This window comes from Variovorax monticola (assembly GCF_051216855.1).
Lineage (GTDB): Bacteria > Pseudomonadota > Gammaproteobacteria > Burkholderiales > Burkholderiaceae_C > Variovorax.
On sequence record NZ_JBPJZP010000005.1, the window covers coordinates 263,525 to 280,469 of the forward strand.

Genomic DNA, 16,945 nt, shown 5'->3' on the forward strand with positions numbered 1-16,945 from the left:
CGGTTGAAACTCAAGCTGCCACGCGCTGCGCCTGCGGGTTGCGCCACTTGGCCAGCAGCTCGCTCCAGCGGGTGCGGGCCGCCGCCAGGTTGCGCTCCTTCACGTGGCCGTAGCCGCGGATCTGCTCGGGCAGGCCGGCAATCTCGAGGGCCAGCGCGTGGTTGTCCGCGCGCAGGGCGCCGATCACTTCCTCGATGCTGGCGCGGTACTCGCCGATCAGCGCGCGCTCGGTCTTGCGCTCCTCGGTGCGCCCGAAGATGTCGAGCGCCGTGCCGCGCACGCCCTTGAGCCTGGCCAGGAACCTGAAGCCCGTGAGCATCCAGGGGCCGAACTTCTGCTTCTGCAGCTGGCCCTTGGTGTTCTTCTTCGCAATGATCGGCGGCGCGAGGTGGTAGTTGAGCTTGTAGTCACCTTCGAACATGCCTTCGACACGGTCGAGGAACGAACGGTCCGTGTGCAGGCGCGCGACTTCGTACTCGTCCTTGTAGGCCATCAGCTTGAACAGGTAGCGCGCCACCGTCTCGCTCAGCCCCGTGCGGCCCAGCGCCGATTCGGCCTGCTGCACCTTGCCGACGAACTGCTTGTAGTCGGCGGCGTAGGCGGCGTTCTGGTAGCCGGTCAGAAACTCCACGCGTCGGGCCACGAGGCTTTCCAGCGTTTCGCGCTTCTTGAACTCGATGACCTGGCCGGGACGCACGCGCTTCTGGAATTCGTCCGGACGCACCGCCGCCTGGCGGCCCCACGCGAAGGCGGTCTTGTTGTTCTCGATGGCCACGGCATTCAGCTCGATGGCGCGCATCAGCGACGCGTGCGCCAGCGGCAGCCAGCCCTTTTGCCAGGCGTAGCCCAGGATCATCGGGTTCACGTAGATGGTGTCGCCCATCAGCGCCGCAGCGGCGGCATCGGCGTCGAAGGTGCCCATGCCGTCGATGCCCACGGCGCGCGCAATTTCAGCGGCGCAGGCGTCTTCGGGGTTCTGCCAGTTGGCGTTGCGCACGAAGGCGGCGGTGGGCGAGCTGTGGGTGTTGAGCGCCACGTGCGTGCGCCCTTCGCGCATGCGCGCCATGGTTTCGCCGTTGATCGTGACCAGCGGGTCGCACGCCAGGATCAGGTCGGCGGCCGCGGTGCCCACGCGCGTGGTGCGAATGTCGTCCTGCGTGTCGCCGATGAGCACGTGGCTCCAGGTGGCGCCGCCCTTTTGCGCAAGGCCGGCCGCGTCCTGCGTGACGATGCCCTTGGCCTCGATGTGCGCGGCCATGCCCAGCAGCTGGCCGATGGTGATGACGCCGGTGCCGCCCACGCCCGCCACCACCACGCCCCAGACCTTGCCGCCTGCCAGAGACGGCAGCGCGGGCTCGGGCAGCAGTCCGAATTCGGCCGGCGTGGCGCCCTTGCTCTTGCTCTTCTTCTTGAGCTGGCCGCCTTCGACGGTGACGAAGCTCGGGCAGAAGCCCTTCAGGCAGCTCATGTCCTTGTTGCAGCTGCTCTGGTTGATGCTGCGCTTGCGGCCGAACTCGGTTTCCAGCGGCTCCACGCTCAGGCAGTTGCTCTGCACGCTGCAGTCGCCGCAGCCTTCGCAGACCAGCTCGTTGATGACCACGCGCTTGGCCGGATCGACGGCCGTGCCCCGCTTGCGGCGGCGGCGCTTCTCGGTGGCGCAGGTCTGGTCGTAGATGATGGCCGTGGTGCCCGGCATGGCGCGGAACTCGCGCTGGATGTCGTCCAGCAGGTCGCGGTGCTTCACCTGCACGTGGTCGCCCGGAATGCTCACGCCCTCGTACTTCTCGGGCTCGTCCGTGACGATGACCACTTTCTTCGTGCCTTCGGCGTGCAGGCTCTCGGCAATCTGCAGAACCGAGTGCCCTTCGGGCCGCTCGCCGACCTGCTGGCCGCCGGTCATGGCGACCGCGTCGTTGTAGAGGATCTTGTAGGTGATGTTCACGCCCGCCGCGATGCTCTGGCGAATGGCGAGCAGGCCGCTGTGGAAGTACGTGCCGTCGCCCAGGTTCGCGAAGATGTGCTGGTCGGTCGTGAAGGGCTGCTGGCCCACCCACGGCACGCCCTCGCCGCCCATCTGCGTGAAGCCGATGGTGGAGCGGTCCATCCAGGTCGCCATGAAGTGGCAGCCGATGCCGCCCAGTGCGCGCGAGCCTTCGGGCACCACGGTGCTGGTGTTGTGCGGGCAGCCCGAGCAGAACCACGGCTGGCGCGAGGCGTCGGCCACGCTGGTGGACGCCTGCTGCACCACCATCGAACGCTCCTTGGCTTCGAGGATGGCGAGCTGCGCTTCGATGCGCGCAGCCATGTCGGCACCGGCTGCGGCCAGCAGGCCGGTCTTCTTCAGGCGCGCGGCAATGGCCTTGGCGATCAGCGCGGGGCTCAGGTCGGCGTTGGCCCGCAGCAGCGTGTGGGCGGTGGGGTTGGGCATCGACCATTCGCCGCCCGAATAGCCGTCGTCGCTCGCGCCCTGGCCTTCGTCGAACTTGCCAACCACGTTGGGCCGCACGTCCGAGCGCCAGTTGTAGAGCTCTTCCTTCAGCTGGTACTCGATGACCTGGCGCTTTTCTTCGACCACCAGGATCTCTTGCAGGCCGGTGGCGAATTCGCGCGTGAGCTGCGCTTCCAGCGGCCACACCACGCCCACCTTGTGCAGGCGAATGCCCAACTGGCGGCAGGCCGCGTCGTCAAGCCCCAGGTCGATCAGCGCCTGGCGCGTGTCGTTGAAGGCCTTGCCGCTGGCCATGATGCCGAAGCGGTCGTTCGGGCCTTCGATCACGTTGTAGTTCAGGCGGTTGGCGCGGATATAGGCCAGCGCGGCGTACCACTTGTAGTGCATGAGCCGGGCTTCCTGCTCCAGCGCATGGTCGGGCCAGCGAATGTGCAGGCCGCCGGGCGGCATTTCGAAGTCGGTGGGAATGACGATCTGCACGCGCTCGGGGTCGATCATGGCCGTGGCGCTGGACTCCACGATTTCCTGGATCGTCTTCATGCCCGACCACACGCCCGAGAACCGGCTCATGGCGAAGGCGTGGATGCCCAGGTCCAGAATTTCCTGCACGTTCGCTGGAAAAAACACCGGCGTGCCGCAGGCCTTGAAGATGTGGTCGCTCTGGTGCGCGGCCGTGCTGCTCTTGGAGATGTGGTCGTCGCCCGCCACCGCGATCACGCCGCCGAATTCGGTGGTGCCGGCCATGTTGGCGTGCTTGAAGACGTCGGAGCAGCGGTCCACGCCCGGGCCCTTGCCGTACCAGATGCCGAAGACGCCGTCGAACTTGTTGGTGCCTTGCGGGCTGAAGCCCAGTTGCTGGGTGCCCCACAGCGCGGTGGCCGCGAGCTCTTCGTTCACGCCCGGCTGGAAGACGATGTTCTGTTCCTTCAGGAACTTGCTGGCCTTCCACAGCGCCTGGTCGTAGCCCCCGAGCGGAGAGCCGCGGTAGCCGCTGATGAAGCCGGCGGTGTTCTTGCCGGCCTGCTTGTCTCTCAGCTGCTGGAGCATCGGCAGCTTCACCAGAGCCTGCACGCCGCTCATGAAAGCGCGGCCGTAATCGAGGGAGTATTTGTCGTCGAGCGTGACGGTTTCTAGCGCGCGGCGGATGTGCTCGGGCAGCGGGGCGTTCATGTTGTCTGTCTCCGTATGGCAGGGCCTTTTGAGCCTGGCTGATTGACTGTGGGTCTGTGCCCGGTAGGGCGCGAGCCCATGATCACGCAAAGTGTATGCCGGGGTCCGCGACAGGTGTTTGCGTTCTTTGCCCTGAAAAACCCTCTTTCAGAAAGAATCTTGCTTAACATCGCCATCCATGGAAAGCATCGATAAGTTCGACCTTGCAATCCTGCAAGAACTGCAGGCCGACGGCCGACTCACCAACGCCGAGCTCGCGCAGCGCGTGGGCCTGTCCGCCGCGCCCTGCTGGCGCCGGGTGCGCGCGCTGGAAGAAGCCGGCTTCATCAAGGGCTACCACGCCGAGATCGACCGCCACAAGATCGGCCTGGGCGTGCTCGCGTTCGTGCGGGTGGACACCGAGCGCGTCACCCACGAGGCCACGCGCAAGCTGGAGGACGCCATCCGCAAGCTGCCCGACGTGGTCGCCTGCCACTACATCAGCGGCACCGGCACCTTCGAGCTGCAGGTGGTGGCGCAGGACCTGGACAGCTTCTCGGCCTTCGCGCGCCAGCACCTGATGAACCTGCCCAACGTGAAAGACCTGCACACCAGCTTCTCGCTGGGCGAAGTAAAGGCCAGCAGCGCGCTGCCGCTGGGGCACCTGGCGAAGTAGCCGGCGCCAACGAAAAAAGCCGGCTCCTCGCGAAGCCGGCTTTCCGGAAAGGGGACGCGGGGCGCTCGCCCCGCGTCTTCCGCGCCTTCTCAGAAGGTGATGTCCTTCTCGACTTCCAGCAGCTTGCGGCGCGCCAGCGCCAGGTTGGACTTGGCCTTGTCCAGCACGTAGTAGATGAACACGCCTTCCTTCTGCGCCAGCGGGCGGATCAGGTGGTATTGCTTGCCCAGCGTGATCAGGATGTCTTCGATCACGTCGTTCAGGCCGAGCGAGCGCATGGTCTTGAGCTTGGCGCGCACCACCTCGGTGTTGCCCGCCGCGGCGACTTCCAGGTCCACGCCGGTGCCGCCCGAGCCGAGCATCATGCCGCTGGCGGAATCGACCACGGCGGCGCACATGGCACCGTCGGCGGTCAGGAGGTTGTCAATGCTTTGCTGAATGGTCGACATATCGAGGGTTCCTATCGGTCATGCGTATGAAAAGAGCGAAGACGCCGCATGCGAACGCGTCCTCGCCTGTTGTCCCTAGCCGCTGATACGGGGCGGCAGCCAGCCCGACTTGTGCGCCTCGAGCACCTTCACGCAGGTGGCGGTGCGGTACATCGCCTGCGCGAGCACGGCGCCCGCGTTGGCAATGACGTTCACCACCAGCTCGGTTTCCTCGTTGCGCACCGGGCTGAACAGGGCAAAGCCGTCGTCGGTGCCCACGGTGATGCATTTGCAGCGGCCCAGCTTCGCTTCCTGCGAAACCACCACGCCCATGGCGGAGATGGTGCTGGCCATGGCGGCGATGCGCGACGGGTCGAAGCTGCGCAGACTGGCGCTGGCCACCTCGAACCCGTCGGGCGTGGCGATGACCACGGCGGTCACGCCGGCGATCTCGTCCAGGATGTGCTGCGCCTCGGAGGCCGCCTTGAGCTTCAGTGCAAGGCTGATGTTCACAGCGGCGCTCCCGCATCGACGGCTTCGATCTGCATCAGCAAGGTGTCGATGAGCGCGATCACGTCGTCCTTCCTGCGCAGGTCGACGGCCACGATCGGCAGCACCAGCCCGCGCGCCTGCAGCGCATGCGCGTAGTCGTCCAGCGAGGGCGAGGGGTGAGTGTCGAAGCGGCTGATGCCCAGGGCGCAGGGCATTTCCTTCAGCGCGCCGGCAAAACCGTCGAGGTAGGTGGCCAGGTCGTCCAGCGGCTGCGGGCGGGCGTTGTCCAGCAGGATGGCCAGGCCGAGCGCGTCGCGAATCAATATCTGCCACATGAAGTCGAAGCGGCTCTGCCCCGGCGTGCCATAGATGCGCAGCCGGTCGCCGTTGTCGAGCGTCAGCTCGCCGAAGTCCAGCCCCACCGTGGTGGTGGCCTTGGCCACCGAGGCGTCGGCGTTGGCGACGTCGGTGGAGATGGGCGGTGTCTCGCTGATGGCGGCGATGGCGGTGGTCTTGCCCACGCCCATCGGGCCCGTGAAGACGAGTTTGTATTCCCTCAATCGATGTCCCCTGGATGGTGGTTCGGTCAGGCCGCCAGCCCGAGGCGGCGGCGGATGCGCGAGAGCAGGCCGGTCCGGTGGCGGGCGGCCTCGTCGGGCAAGGCACGGGCGCGCGCGATATCTCCGCTGTTGCCGCTGTTGCCGCCGTCCCGGGCCTCGGCCGACCAGGCCAGCACGCCCTCCTGCTGCAGCAGGCCGAGGAAGGTCGAGCACTCGTCGACATCGATGCGGCCCAGCGCGCTCAGGCTTTCGGCGGACTGCGCGCTCCGGGAGAGCGCCGCGGCCAGCCGCAGGTAGACGGGGTTCTTCTGCAGCGTCGCCTGCGAGGGCCAGCGGACCAGGCTGGCGCGGTCGAGATTGCGGGCCGACCGGACACTGGCCGCGGCCGCCGCCTGGGTGCCATGGATGCGCGGGGTCATCTCGTTGAGGAGGTCGACCAACTCTTCCGCGAAGATCGGGCGCGCCAGGGTCCGGCGGGCCGCCGGCGCCGCCGCATCCGCTTCGCCGCGCTGCACCACGGGCACGACGACGGAGGGCGCGGTGGGGGCGTGACGGGCGTCGGTGGAACCGGCGCTGTCCACCAGCAGCAGGTCGCAGGCGCCCGACTCGCCCACGGTCCACGGGGTACGCAGGTTGGAACTCAGCCGGACAATGATCCGCAAGAGCTCGACCTCCACTTTCGGGATCCCCATGACCCCCAGAACGAGTGACATAACTGCTTCGCTGGCCGATGTTTCAAATAGTTAGATATTGTTATCTTTGTGAACTAAATACTTCCGTCGTTGCCTCAAAAAAGCGGATGACCCGTGGTCTTTTGAGAACAAATGCACAATGCTCAGGGTGTTTCTGACGCGCTGCAGCAACGCCGGAAGGCCCGCCACATCGGGTCGGGCATCGCTCTTGCAGGCATAGAATTCCCGGCCTTCAAAGCCACAACCACCCCCCGGGAGACTCCATGAACCGCATCCGGCGCGCCTTCTCACTCGGAATATCGCTCGGCCTCGCCGCCACCGCGGCCACCTTCGCGCTCGGTGCCCACGCCCAGAACCGTGAACTGACCGTCGGCTCCAGCGCCACCTACGCGCCCTTCGCCTTCGAGAACAAGGACAAGCAGATCGTCGGCTTCGACATCGACATCATCAACGCCGTCGCCAGGCAGCAAGGCCTGAAGATCAAGGTCGTGAACACCCCCTTCACCGGCATCTTCGGCGCGCTGAACAACGGCGACGTCGACCTCGTGATCTCGGGCGTCACCATCAACGACAAGCGCAAGCAAAGCTACGACTTCACGCCGCCGTACTTCGCGGCCCGCCAGCTCATCGCGCTGCCGAAGAACAGCAAGGTCGCCTCGCTGAAGGACCTGGCCGGCAAGAAGATCGCCGTGGTCAGCGCCTCCACCGCCGACGACATCGCCTCGCGCGAGTTCGGCAAGACCAGCCCCGACATCCGCCGCTTCGAGAGCACGCCGCTCATCATTTCCGAGCTGGCCGGCGGCGGCGTCGATGCGGCCATGGGCGACAACGGCGTCATTGCCTACCGCGTGTCGCAGAACCCCGAGCTGAAGACGCTGGACGACAAGTCGTTCCCCGAGGAGGGCTTCGGCATCGTCGTGAAGAAGGGCGACAAGGCCCTGCTCGACAAGCTCACCGCCGGCCTGGCCGCCATTCGCGCGGACGGCAGCTACGTGACCATCTACAAGAAGTGGTTCAACAAGGACCCGAACGTGCGCTGAGCCGCACGGCACTTTCCTGAACACGGCCGCCCTCACGCGGCCGTTTCGTTTTTCGTTGTTGACTGAGATTGAGGTCGTGAGCATGGAACAACCAGTGTTGCTGTTCGGATGGTTCCGCTGGGACATCCTCGTCGAATACAAAGACCTGTTCTGGCAGGGCGCCTGGATGACGCTGCGCATGACCGTGGTCTGCGTGCTGCTCGGGTCGAGCTGGGGCCTGTGCCTGGCGTTGGCGCGCCTCGCGCAACCGCGCCATGCGCCCTGGACCTGGGTGGCGCGCTTCTTCCTGCGCTGGCCGGCCACGGTGTACGTGAGCTTCTTCCGCGGCACGCCGCTGTTCGTGCAGATCCTCTTGATCCACTTCGCGGTGATGCCGGTGTTCATCCACCCGACCTCGGGCCTGCTGATCGACGGCGAACTCGCGCGCACGCTCAAGCAGGAGCACGGCGCGCTCATCTCGGGCGTGGTGGCGCTCACGTTCAACTCGGCGGCCTACATCTCGGAGGTGTTCCGCGCGGGCATCCAGTCGATTTCGCGCGGGCAGTTCGATGCGGGCCGCTCCATCGGCTTCACGCCCTCGCAGGTGATGCGCTACGTGGTGCTGCCGCAGGCCTTTCGCCGCATGCTGCCGCCGCTGGGCAACAACGCCATCGCGCTGCTGAAAGACACCTCGCTGGTCTCCGCCATCGGCCTGGCCGAGCTGGCCTACGCGGCGCGCACCGTGGCCGGGGCGTATGCGCGCTACTGGGAGCCGTACCTGGCGATCTCGGTGGTCTACTGGGTCATGACGCTGGTGCTCACCACCTTGCTGCGGCGCCTGGAAATCCACCTGGCGCGCAGCGACCGGGGCTGACGCCAAAAAGGCCGGCGCCACAATAGCGCCACATGCCACCCATATCGCCCGAAGAGACACCGATCCCGCCCGCGCGGCCGCAGCCATCGAAGCTCGCGGCCCTCGAGCCCCTGAAGCTCCCCGTGTTCCGCATGCTGTGGAGCACCTGGCTCATCGCCAACATCTGCATGTGGATGAACGATGTGGCCGCCGCGTGGATGATGACCTCGCTCACCACCTCGCCCATCTGGGTGGCGCTGGTGCAGTCGGCTTCCACCTTGCCGGTGTTCCTGCTGGGCCTGCCCAGCGGCGCGCTGGCCGACATCCTGGACCGCAGGCGCTGGCTGGTGGCCACGCAGTTCTGGCTGGCCGGCACCGCCGTCGTGCTGTGCGCCGCGCTGGCGCTCGACCTCATGACCGCGCCGCTGCTGCTGGCGCTCACCTTCGCCAACGGCATCGGCCTGGCGCTGCGCTGGCCGGTGTTCGCGGCCATCGTGCCCGAGCTGGTGCCCAGGCCGCAGCTGCCCGCCGCGCTGGGCCTGAACGGCATCGCGATGAACGCCTCGCGCATCGTCGGCCCGCTCACGGCCGGCGTGCTGATCGCCAGCGCGGGCACCATCTGGGTGTTCGCGCTGAACGCGGTGCTGTCGGTGGCCTCGGGCTTCGTGGTGATGCGCTGGCGGCGCGAGCACACGCCCAACCCGCTGGGCCGCGAAAAGCTCATCGGCGCAATGCGCGTGGGCGTGCAGTTCGTGCGGCAGTCGCAGCGCATGCGCGCGGTGCTCGCGCGCGTATCGATCTTCTTCTTCCACTCGACCGCCCTGCTGGCGCTGCTGCCGCTGCTGGCGCGCAACCTCCAGGGCGGCGGCGCGGGCACCTTCACGCTGCTGCTGGCGGCCATGGGCGCGGGCGCGATCATCGCGGTGCTGTTTTTGCCGCGGCTGCGCCAGGCGCTGGGGCGCGACCAGCTGGTGCTGCGCGGCACGCTGCTGCAGTCGGCCGCCACGGCGGTGATGGCCTTCGCGCCCAACGCGTGGGTCGCGGTGCCGGCCATGTTCTTCGGCGGCATGGCGTGGATCACGGTGGCCAATTCGCTGTCGGTGTCGGCCCAGCTCGCGCTGCCCGACTGGGTGCGCGCGCGCGGCATGTCGATGTACCAGATGGCCATCATGGGCGCGAGCGCCATCGGCGCGGCCATCTGGGGCCAGGTGGCCACGGTCGGCGACCTGCAGATCAGCCTGGCCATTGCCGCCGCGAGCGGCACGCTGCTGATGCTGGCGGCGCTGCGCTGGGTGACCGACCTGAGCGGCGAGGACGACACCAGCCCCGCCCAGGCCGGCTGGGCCGCCGGCCCGCCGGCCGAGGCGCCGCAGGAACACGGCCGCGTGGTCATCACCGTCGAGTTCCTCATCGACCCGGCCCGCGCCGCCGCTTTCCATATCGTCATGCAGCAGACGCGCCGCGCGCGGCTGAGCCAGGGCGCCGTCGGCTGGGAGCTGCTGCACGACATCGCACAACCCGCCCGCTATGTGGAGCAGATCGTCGACGACTCCTGGACCGACCACCTGCGCCGCTTCAACCGCGCCACCGCGAGCGACATGGCGCTGCGCGAACGGCGGCTGGCGTTTCACCTGGGAGAGACGGCGCCGGTGGTGACGCGGTACGTGGTGCGGCGCTGAGCACCCCGCAGCATGCCTGCGCCGGCGGGTCGGCAACAGCGGCGGACCCACAGAGTTGACCATATGGTCTGGTCTACACCCACCCTGCCGTAATTTTTTGCACGTACGGGTATTTGCCGAGCCACTTTTCTTGACCACATGGATAATTAAACTGTCCAACAGACGTCAAAGAGGTGTGCCACGATGAATCCGCCCCGCCTGCGCAGCCGCTTCTGGTCCGACCTGACCAGCGAAGAGTTCTCCCGCCTCGACCGTGAACGGCTCATCGCCGTGCTGCCGGTGGGCGCCACCGAGCAGCACGGCCCCCACCTGCCGATGTCGACCGACACGGCCACCATCGACGGCATGGTGCGCGCCACGCTCCCTCATTTGCCCGACGACCTGCCCGTGCTCTTCCTGCCCACCGTGCCCTACGGCAAGAGCAACGAACACTCGCGCTATCCGGGCACGCTCACCGTGTCGGCCACCACCCTCATCTCGCTCTGGAAGGACATCGGCGCCTGCGTCGCCAAGGCCGGCGTGCGCAAGCTGGTGCTCTACAACAGCCACGGCGGGCAGATGAGCGTGATGGACATCGTGGCGCGCGACCTGCGCGAGGAGCACGACATGATGGTCGTGGCCGCCAACTGGTACACGCTGGGCCTGCCCGAGGGGCTGTTCACCGCGCACGAAGGCAAGCACGGCATCCACGCCGGTGACCTCGAAAGCTCGGTCATGCTGCACCTCGCGCCCGACTACGTTCGCCGCGACCAGTTCCAGAACTTCGGCTCCATGACCGAGCAGCTGGCCGCCGAGAACAAGTTCCTCTCGATCACGCCCAGCGGCAAGCTCGGCTGGCAGATGCACGACATCAACCCCGCGGGCGCCGCCGGCGACGCCACGCGCGCCACCGCCGAGAAGGGCGCCGCGGTGCTCGACCACGTCAGCCGGCGCTTCGTCGAGTTGCTGCAAGAGGTCGACCGCTTTGCGTTGTCTCGCCTCGCCAACACGCCGGCCTGGCGCTAGGCTGCGCGACAAAGGAACGCGCCATGGAAAGCACCACGCCATCCACCACCCCGCCGCTGGTCGCCCTGCGCAACGTCGGCAAGCGCTTCGCCAACGGCACGCTGGCGCTGCAGGGCATGTCGCTCGACATCGGCGAGCACGACTTCGTCAGCTTCCTCGGCCCCTCGGGCTGCGGCAAGAGCACCGCGCTGCGGCTGATCGCGGGGCTCACCCGCGTGAGCTCGGGCGAGATGCACTGGTCGGGCGCCAACACCGGCGCGGCCAAGGACAGCAAGAGCGACCGCGACCTGGGCTTCGTCTTCCAGGAGCCCACGCTCATGCCCTGGACCAAGGTGTTCGACAACGTGTGGCTGCCGCTCAAGCTCGCGGGCATGCGCCGCGACGAAGCCGCGCCCGTGGTCGAACAGGTGCTGGAGCTGGTAGGCCTGTCGCGCTTTGCCGACGTGTACCCGCGCGAGCTCTCGGGCGGAATGAAGATGCGCGTGTCCATTGCGCGCGCGCTGGTCACGCGCCCGCGCCTGCTGCTGATGGACGAGCCCTTCGCCGCGCTCGACGAGATGACGCGCATCAAGCTCAACAACGACCTGCTGGCCATCTGGCGCGAGCACCGCTTCTCGATCGTGTTCGTCACGCACAGCGTGTACGAGTCGGTGTACCTCTCGAACCGCATCGTGGTGATGGCAGCGCGCCCGGGCCGGGTGATCGACGAGATCCACATCGACGAGCCGTACCCGCGCGGCGAAGAGTTCCGCACCTCGAGCCGCTACAACGCGCATTGCACGGCCGTCTCGCAATCCCTGCACGGAGCCCTGCATGGCATCGACATCGACCATTGAACCCGTGATGCCAGCCACACCCGTGGACACCGCCCAGGCCACGGCCACCACGCCCACCGCGGACATGCTGCGCGCGCACGAAGACAGCCTGCGCCGGCGCGAGTCGATGCTGCGCATCGTGGTGCCCGCGGGCATCGTGCTCGCGCTGCTGCTGCTGTGGGAATGGATGGTGCGGGCCAACAACATTCCGCACTACATCCTGCCCGCGCCCTCGCTCATTCTTCGCACGCTGTTCGACAACTGGGATTCGCTGTCGAGCGCGCTGTGGTTCACTGTCAAGCTCACGCTGCTCGCGCTCACGGCGGCCGTTGTCGGCGGCGTGGCGCTGGCCATTGCGTTCGCGCTGTTCAAGTGGGTGGAGATCGGCCTGTTCCCGATCGCCGTGATCCTGCAGGTGACGCCCATCATCGCGATCGCGCCGCTGATATTGATCTACGTGTCGAGCACCACCGCGGCGCTGCTGCTGTGCGCGTGGATCGTGGCGTTCTTTCCGATTTTGTCGAACACCGTCATCGGCCTGAAGAGCGCCGACAGCAACCTGCGCGACCTGTTCCAGCTCTACAAGGCCTCGCCCTGGCAGACCTTTCGCTACCTGCTCGCGCCCAGCGCGCTGCCGTACTTCATGGCGGGCTTGAAGATCGCGGGCGGGCTGAGCCTGATCGGCGCGGTGGTGGCCGAGTTCACGGCCGGCACGGCAGGCAAGGAAACGGGGCTGGCCTCGCGCATCCTCGAATCGAGCTTTCGCACCGAGATCCCGATGATGTTCGCGGCGCTGCTGCTGGTGTCCCTGCTGGGCATCGTGATCTTCATCGTGTTCGCGGCGCTGTCGCGCATGGTGCTCGGCCACTGGCATGAAAGCGAAATGCGCCGTGAACGCTAGAACGCCTGTGCCCGCCGTCGACTGGGACGCCGTGCGCGAAGACCTGCGCGGCCTCAACCTGGTCACCGCGCCGGCGCAACGCAAGCAGCTGTCCAAGGACTTCTACTGGTACAGCCCCATCCTCACCGCGCAGCTCTCGGGCTGCGTGGCCGACCTCGTGGTGAAGGTCAGCACCGAAGACGACGTGCGCCAGGCCGCGGCCGTGGCCGCGAAGTGGAAGCTGCCGCTCACCGTGCGCGCCGGCGGCACCGGCAACTACGGCCAGTCCGTGCCGCTGGAAGGCGGCATCGTGCTCGACGTGACGCAGATGTGCCGCGTGCTCGACATCCAGCCCGGCCGCCTGCGCGTGGAGGCCGGCGCGCGCATGCACGACATCGACCTCGCCGCGCGCGAGACGGGCCAGGCGCTGCGCATGTGGCCCTCCACCTGGCATGTGGCGACCATCGGAGGCTTCATCGCGGGCGGCTTCGGCGGCATCGGCTCGTTCAGGCACGGCATCCTGCGCGACCCCGGCAACCTGCTGCGCGCGCGGGTGATGACGGTGGAGCGCGAACCGCGAATCATCGAACTGCTGGGCGACGAAATTCAGCAGGTGCACCACGCCTACGGGACCAACGGCGTGATCCTCGACGTGGAGGTGGCCCTGAGCCCGGCCGTCGAATGGGTGCACTGCACGGTGCTGTTCGAAAGCTACCGCGGTGCGCTGGACTTCGGCATCGCGGCGCAGGCGCCCACGCTCGACATCTTCTTGCTGTCGACGGTGGAGGCACGTTTCTCGCCCTACTACACGGCCATGCGCGACCGCTTCCCGGCCGACCGGCATGCGGTGTTCACGATGGTCTCGCCCGAATCGATGGCCGAGTTCCGCGCGTTGGCCGATGCGCACGGCGGCACGATGTCCGTCGCGGGCACCGAGGCCGAGCTGCTCGCCGAAGGTCTGCCGCCTGCCTACGAATGCGCCTTCAACCACACGACGCTGCAGGCGCTGAAAGCCGACCGCGGCTGGACGTATCTGCAGGTGGCCTACGCGCAGCCTTTCGATCCGTCGGTGGTGGAGCGCCATCTGAAAATCTTCGGAGACGACGTGCTGCAGCACCAGGACTTCGCGCGCGCCGGTGGCGAGTGCGGCACCTTCGGCATCCTGCTGGTGCGCTGGAAGGGCGAGGCCCACCAGTACGAGCTGATCCGCGAGATCGAGTCGCAGGGCGGCTGCCAGATCTTCAACCCGCATGTGGTAACCATCGAGGACGGCGGCATGAAGACCATCGACACGCAGCAGATCGACTTCAAGAAGCGCAGCGACCCGATGGGGCTGATGAACCCCGGCAAGACGCGCGGCTGGACTTCCGACATGGCCGTCGAGCGCTGAAAAGATTAGTCTCTCGCCTCCCGCACTTTCCAAAAACCTTCACAGGAGTACGTCCCCATGCGCATCCCCGCTTTCCCTCTCCGTCCGCTTGGCAGCCTCGCCATGGGCCTGGCGCTGACAGCCGCCGCCTTCGCCGTGCAGGCCCAGGAGAAAGTGGTGTTCGCCACCAACTGGAAAGCACAGGCCGGCCACGGCGGCTTCTACCAGGCGCTGGTGGACGGCACCTACAAGAAGTACGGCCTCGACGTAGAGATCCAGCAGGGCGGCCCGATGGTCAACAACCGGCCGATGCTGCCTGCCGGCAAGGTCGACTTTTTGATGACCGGCAACCTGCTGCAGTCCTTCGACAACGTGAAGAACGGCGTGCCCACCGTCGTGGTCGCGGCCTTCTTCCAGAAAGATCCGCAGGCCATGTTCGCCCACCCCGGCCAGGGCTTCGACACCTTCAAGGACATGGCCAAGGCGCCCGTGGCCTTCATCGGCAAGGACGGCCAGTTCAGCTTCTGGCAGTGGATGAAGTCGGAGCACGGCTTCAAGGACGCGCAGCTCAAGCCCTACACCTTCAACGTCGGCCCGTTCCTGGCGGACAAGAAGTCCATCCAGCAGGGCTACGCCATTTCGGAGCCGCTGTCGATCAAGGCGCAGGCCGGCTTCGACCCCGTGGTGCAGCTGCTGGCCGACAACGGCTTCTCGACCTATTCGACCACTGTCGAGACCCGTGCCGACCTGATCAAGACCAAGCCCGAGACCGTGCGCAAGTTCGTCGAGGCCTCGATCATCGGGTGGAACAACTACCTCTACGGCGACAACAAGGCCGCCAACGAACTCATCGCCAAGACCAACCCCGACTCGCCCGTCGCGTCGCTGCAGGGCTCCATCGAACTGATGAAGAAGATGGGCATCGTCGACAGCGGCGAGTCGCTCACCAAGGGCATCGGCGCCATGGACGAAGCGCGCGTGAAGGACTTCTACGACAAGATGGTCAAGGCCGGCCTGTACAAGGCGGGCGAGGTCGACCTGTCGAAGGTGGTCACCACGCAGTTCGTGAACAAGGGCGTGGGTGTGGACGTTCGCAAGAAGCTCACCGGCAAGTAATTCGCATCGAAAGTTTTTCCCGTGGGTCGCGCGGGGCTTGCGCCGGGGTCAGATGCCGGCGCCTGGGTTGCCATAAGGCACGCGCGGCCTTTGTTCCCTGGGCTCTGACCCTGTCTCGCCGAAGCGGCGATGCGGCCCTCTCTCATGAAAACGCTTGTAGTCCACTGCCATCCGAACCCCGACAGCTTCAACCACGCGCTGTACCGCACCGCCCTCGCGGCGCTGGAGCCGCGCCATGCGGTGAAGACCATCGACCTCTACGCCGAAGGCTTCGACCCGACGCTGACACGCGAGGAGCGCATGGCCTACCTGGACAACCCCGAGCTGATCCGCGAGCGCGTGAAACCCCACGTCGATGCGCTGCTGTGGGCCGAGCACCTGGTGTTCGTGTTTCCCACGTGGTTCCACGGGCCGCCGTCGATGCTCAAGGGCTGGCTGGAGCGCGTGTGGCTGCCGGGCGTGGCCTTCTTGCCGGCCGAGCGCAAGGGGCAGCTCGCCAAGTCGGGCATGCGCCATGTGCGCAGGCTCACCGTGGTGACGACCGGCGGCTCGCCGCACTGGTTCGTGCTGGCCATCGGCCATCCGTGCAAGCGCCTGTTCACCCGTGCGCTGCGCGCGCTGTTCGACTGGCGTTGCCGCGTCACCTGGCTGCAGCTGCACGACATGAACGCCGCCACCGCGCAAGACCGCACGCGCTTCATCGAACGCGTGTCGCGCAAGCTGGGCAGCATCTGACCGACACCCACCCCACCGACAAGACCCAGGGAGCCCTTCCATGAGCCTCGAACGCACGCTGACCGTGCGCGTCGCACGCATCTCGCGGCAGACGCCCGAAATCCTGGCCTTCGAGCTGGCCCACCCATGGGGCCGGCCGCTGCCGTCGTACGAGGCGGGCGCGCACATCGACGTGCACATGCCGGGCGGCTTCTCGCGGCAGTACTCGCTGGCGCGTGCGCCTTCTGCGTCCGATGCCGGCTCTTACGTGATCGGCGTGAAGCGCGAGGCGCTCAGCCGCGGCGGCTCGGCCTCGATGCACGAGCGCGTGCGCGAGGGCGACCTGCTGCCGATCAGCGCGCCGCGCAACACCTTTCCGCTGCGCGAAGAAGCCACGCACCACCTGCTGCTGGCCGGCGGCATCGGCATGACGCCGCTGCTGGCGATGGCGCAAGCGCTGGCCGCGCGCGGCGCCGCGTTCACGCTGTGCGTGTTCGCGCGCAGCGAGGAACACCTGGCCTTCGCCGACGCGCTGCGCGACCCCGCGCTCGCGCCGCACCTGCGTCTGCACCTCGACCAAGGCCCCGAGAAAGATGCAGGCGCCACACAACGCATCGACCTGCACGCCCTGCTCGCCGACCGCACGCCGGGCACGCACCTGTACGTGTGCGGCCCCGGCGGCTTCATGCAGGCGGTGCGCGACGCCTCCGCGCACTGGCCGGAAGACGCACTGCACGCCGAATACTTCGCAGCACCCACCGACGCCGCCACCGCCGCCGGCCTGCCCTTCACGCTGAAGCTCGCCAAGCGCGGCATCACCGTGCCGGTGGCGGCGGACCAGACCGCCGTCGATGCGCTGCATGAAGTGGGCATCGACATTCCCGTGTCGTGCCAGCAGGGCCTGTGCGGCACCTGCGTGGTCGAGGGCGACGGCGAAGGCGCGGAGCACCGCGACTTCTGCCTCACGGGCAGCGAACGCCGCCACAAAGTGGCGCTGTGCTGCTCGCGCGCCAAAGGCACGGAACTGGTGCTGCAGCTGTGAGCGCACG

General features: G+C 67.3%; 16 protein-coding genes. 11 read left to right on the forward strand and 5 right to left on the reverse strand.

Translation table 11 applies throughout. From position 1 onward, the window contains the following. Positions 1-10: 10 nt before the first annotated feature. On the reverse strand, positions 11-3,619 hold the full coding sequence (locus tag ACSFA5_RS19060) for an indolepyruvate ferredoxin oxidoreductase family protein (RefSeq protein ID WP_435445600.1): 3,609 nt from the start codon (positions 3,617-3,619) through the stop codon (positions 11-13). Between the two features lie 178 nt (positions 3,620-3,797). Here ACSFA5_RS19060 and ACSFA5_RS19065 point away from each other — a divergent pair, with 178 nt between their 5' ends. Next, positions 3,798-4,274 (forward strand): Lrp/AsnC family transcriptional regulator, encoded by a 477-nt coding sequence (locus tag ACSFA5_RS19065; RefSeq protein WP_093129057.1) that lies wholly within the window; start codon positions 3,798-3,800, stop codon positions 4,272-4,274. Positions 4,275-4,363: 89 nt separating this feature from the next. On the opposite strand, the gene ACSFA5_RS19070 is transcribed toward ACSFA5_RS19065, so the two are convergent. From ACSFA5_RS19070 to ACSFA5_RS19085, 4 genes are all read right to left on the reverse strand, one after another. Continuing rightward, positions 4,364-4,723, reverse strand: coding sequence for a hypothetical protein (locus ACSFA5_RS19070; RefSeq protein ID WP_435445601.1), 360 nt, complete (start codon positions 4,721-4,723; stop codon positions 4,364-4,366). A 75-nt stretch (positions 4,724-4,798) separates the two neighbouring features. Then, positions 4,799-5,215 carry a roadblock/LC7 domain-containing protein gene (locus ACSFA5_RS19075; protein WP_435445602.1) on the reverse strand — a complete coding sequence of 139 codons (417 nt, stop codon included), beginning with the start codon at positions 5,213-5,215 and terminating at the stop codon, positions 4,799-4,801. Further along, the gene (locus ACSFA5_RS19080; RefSeq protein ID WP_435445603.1) at positions 5,212-5,754 is read right to left on the reverse strand and encodes a GTP-binding protein; all 543 of its coding nucleotides are present in this window, start codon (positions 5,752-5,754) and stop codon (positions 5,212-5,214) included. The genes ACSFA5_RS19075 and ACSFA5_RS19080 overlap by 4 nt, the downstream gene beginning before the upstream one ends. A 26-nt stretch (positions 5,755-5,780) precedes the next feature. Continuing rightward, on the reverse strand, positions 5,781-6,467 hold the full coding sequence (locus ACSFA5_RS19085; protein WP_435445604.1) for a hypothetical protein: 687 nt from the start codon (positions 6,465-6,467) through the stop codon (positions 5,781-5,783). A gap of 242 nt (positions 6,468-6,709) precedes the next feature. Here ACSFA5_RS19085 and ACSFA5_RS19090 point away from each other — a divergent pair, with 242 nt between their 5' ends. The 10 genes from ACSFA5_RS19090 to ACSFA5_RS19135 all read left to right on the forward strand — a co-directional run bounded on the left by ACSFA5_RS19090 (position 6,710) and on the right by ACSFA5_RS19135 (position 16,938). Beyond that, entirely contained in the window at positions 6,710-7,486 is a 777-nt protein-coding gene (locus tag ACSFA5_RS19090; RefSeq protein ID WP_435445605.1) for a basic amino acid ABC transporter substrate-binding protein, read from the forward strand. Positions 7,487-7,568: 82 nt separating this feature from the next. After that, positions 7,569-8,339: an amino acid ABC transporter permease gene (locus ACSFA5_RS19095; protein WP_435445606.1), complete on the forward strand. Its 771-nt coding sequence runs from the start codon at positions 7,569-7,571 to the stop codon at positions 8,337-8,339. A gap of 32 nt (positions 8,340-8,371) precedes the next feature. Next, the gene (locus ACSFA5_RS19100) at positions 8,372-9,997 is read left to right on the forward strand and encodes an MFS transporter (protein WP_435445607.1); all 1,626 of its coding nucleotides are present in this window, start codon (positions 8,372-8,374) and stop codon (positions 9,995-9,997) included. A 183-nt stretch (positions 9,998-10,180) separates the two neighbouring features. Then, entirely contained in the window at positions 10,181-11,002 is an 822-nt protein-coding gene (locus ACSFA5_RS19105; RefSeq protein WP_435445608.1) for a creatininase family protein, read from the forward strand. Between the two features lie 23 nt (positions 11,003-11,025). Continuing rightward, positions 11,026-11,838, forward strand: a complete 813-nt coding sequence (locus ACSFA5_RS19110) for an ABC transporter ATP-binding protein (RefSeq protein ID WP_435445609.1) — start codon at positions 11,026-11,028, stop codon at positions 11,836-11,838. Further along, positions 11,816-12,718 (forward strand): ABC transporter permease, encoded by a 903-nt coding sequence (locus ACSFA5_RS19115; protein ID WP_435445610.1) that lies wholly within the window; start codon positions 11,816-11,818, stop codon positions 12,716-12,718. The genes ACSFA5_RS19110 and ACSFA5_RS19115 overlap by 23 nt, the downstream gene beginning before the upstream one ends. Continuing rightward, positions 12,690-14,087: an FAD-binding oxidoreductase gene (locus ACSFA5_RS19120; protein ID WP_435445611.1), complete on the forward strand. Its 1,398-nt coding sequence runs from the start codon at positions 12,690-12,692 to the stop codon at positions 14,085-14,087. Before ACSFA5_RS19115 ends, ACSFA5_RS19120 begins: the two co-directional genes overlap by 29 nt. A 57-nt stretch (positions 14,088-14,144) precedes the next feature. Beyond that, positions 14,145-15,182, forward strand: coding sequence for an ABC transporter substrate-binding protein (locus tag ACSFA5_RS19125; protein ID WP_435445612.1), 1,038 nt, complete (start codon positions 14,145-14,147; stop codon positions 15,180-15,182). A 144-nt stretch (positions 15,183-15,326) separates the two neighbouring features. Beyond that, positions 15,327-15,917: an NAD(P)H-dependent oxidoreductase gene (locus ACSFA5_RS19130; protein ID WP_435445613.1), complete on the forward strand. Its 591-nt coding sequence runs from the start codon at positions 15,327-15,329 to the stop codon at positions 15,915-15,917. 40 nt (positions 15,918-15,957) lie between these two features. After that, the gene (locus ACSFA5_RS19135; RefSeq protein WP_435445614.1) at positions 15,958-16,938 is read left to right on the forward strand and encodes a PDR/VanB family oxidoreductase; all 981 of its coding nucleotides are present in this window, start codon (positions 15,958-15,960) and stop codon (positions 16,936-16,938) included. Positions 16,939-16,945: the final 7 nt, after the last annotated feature.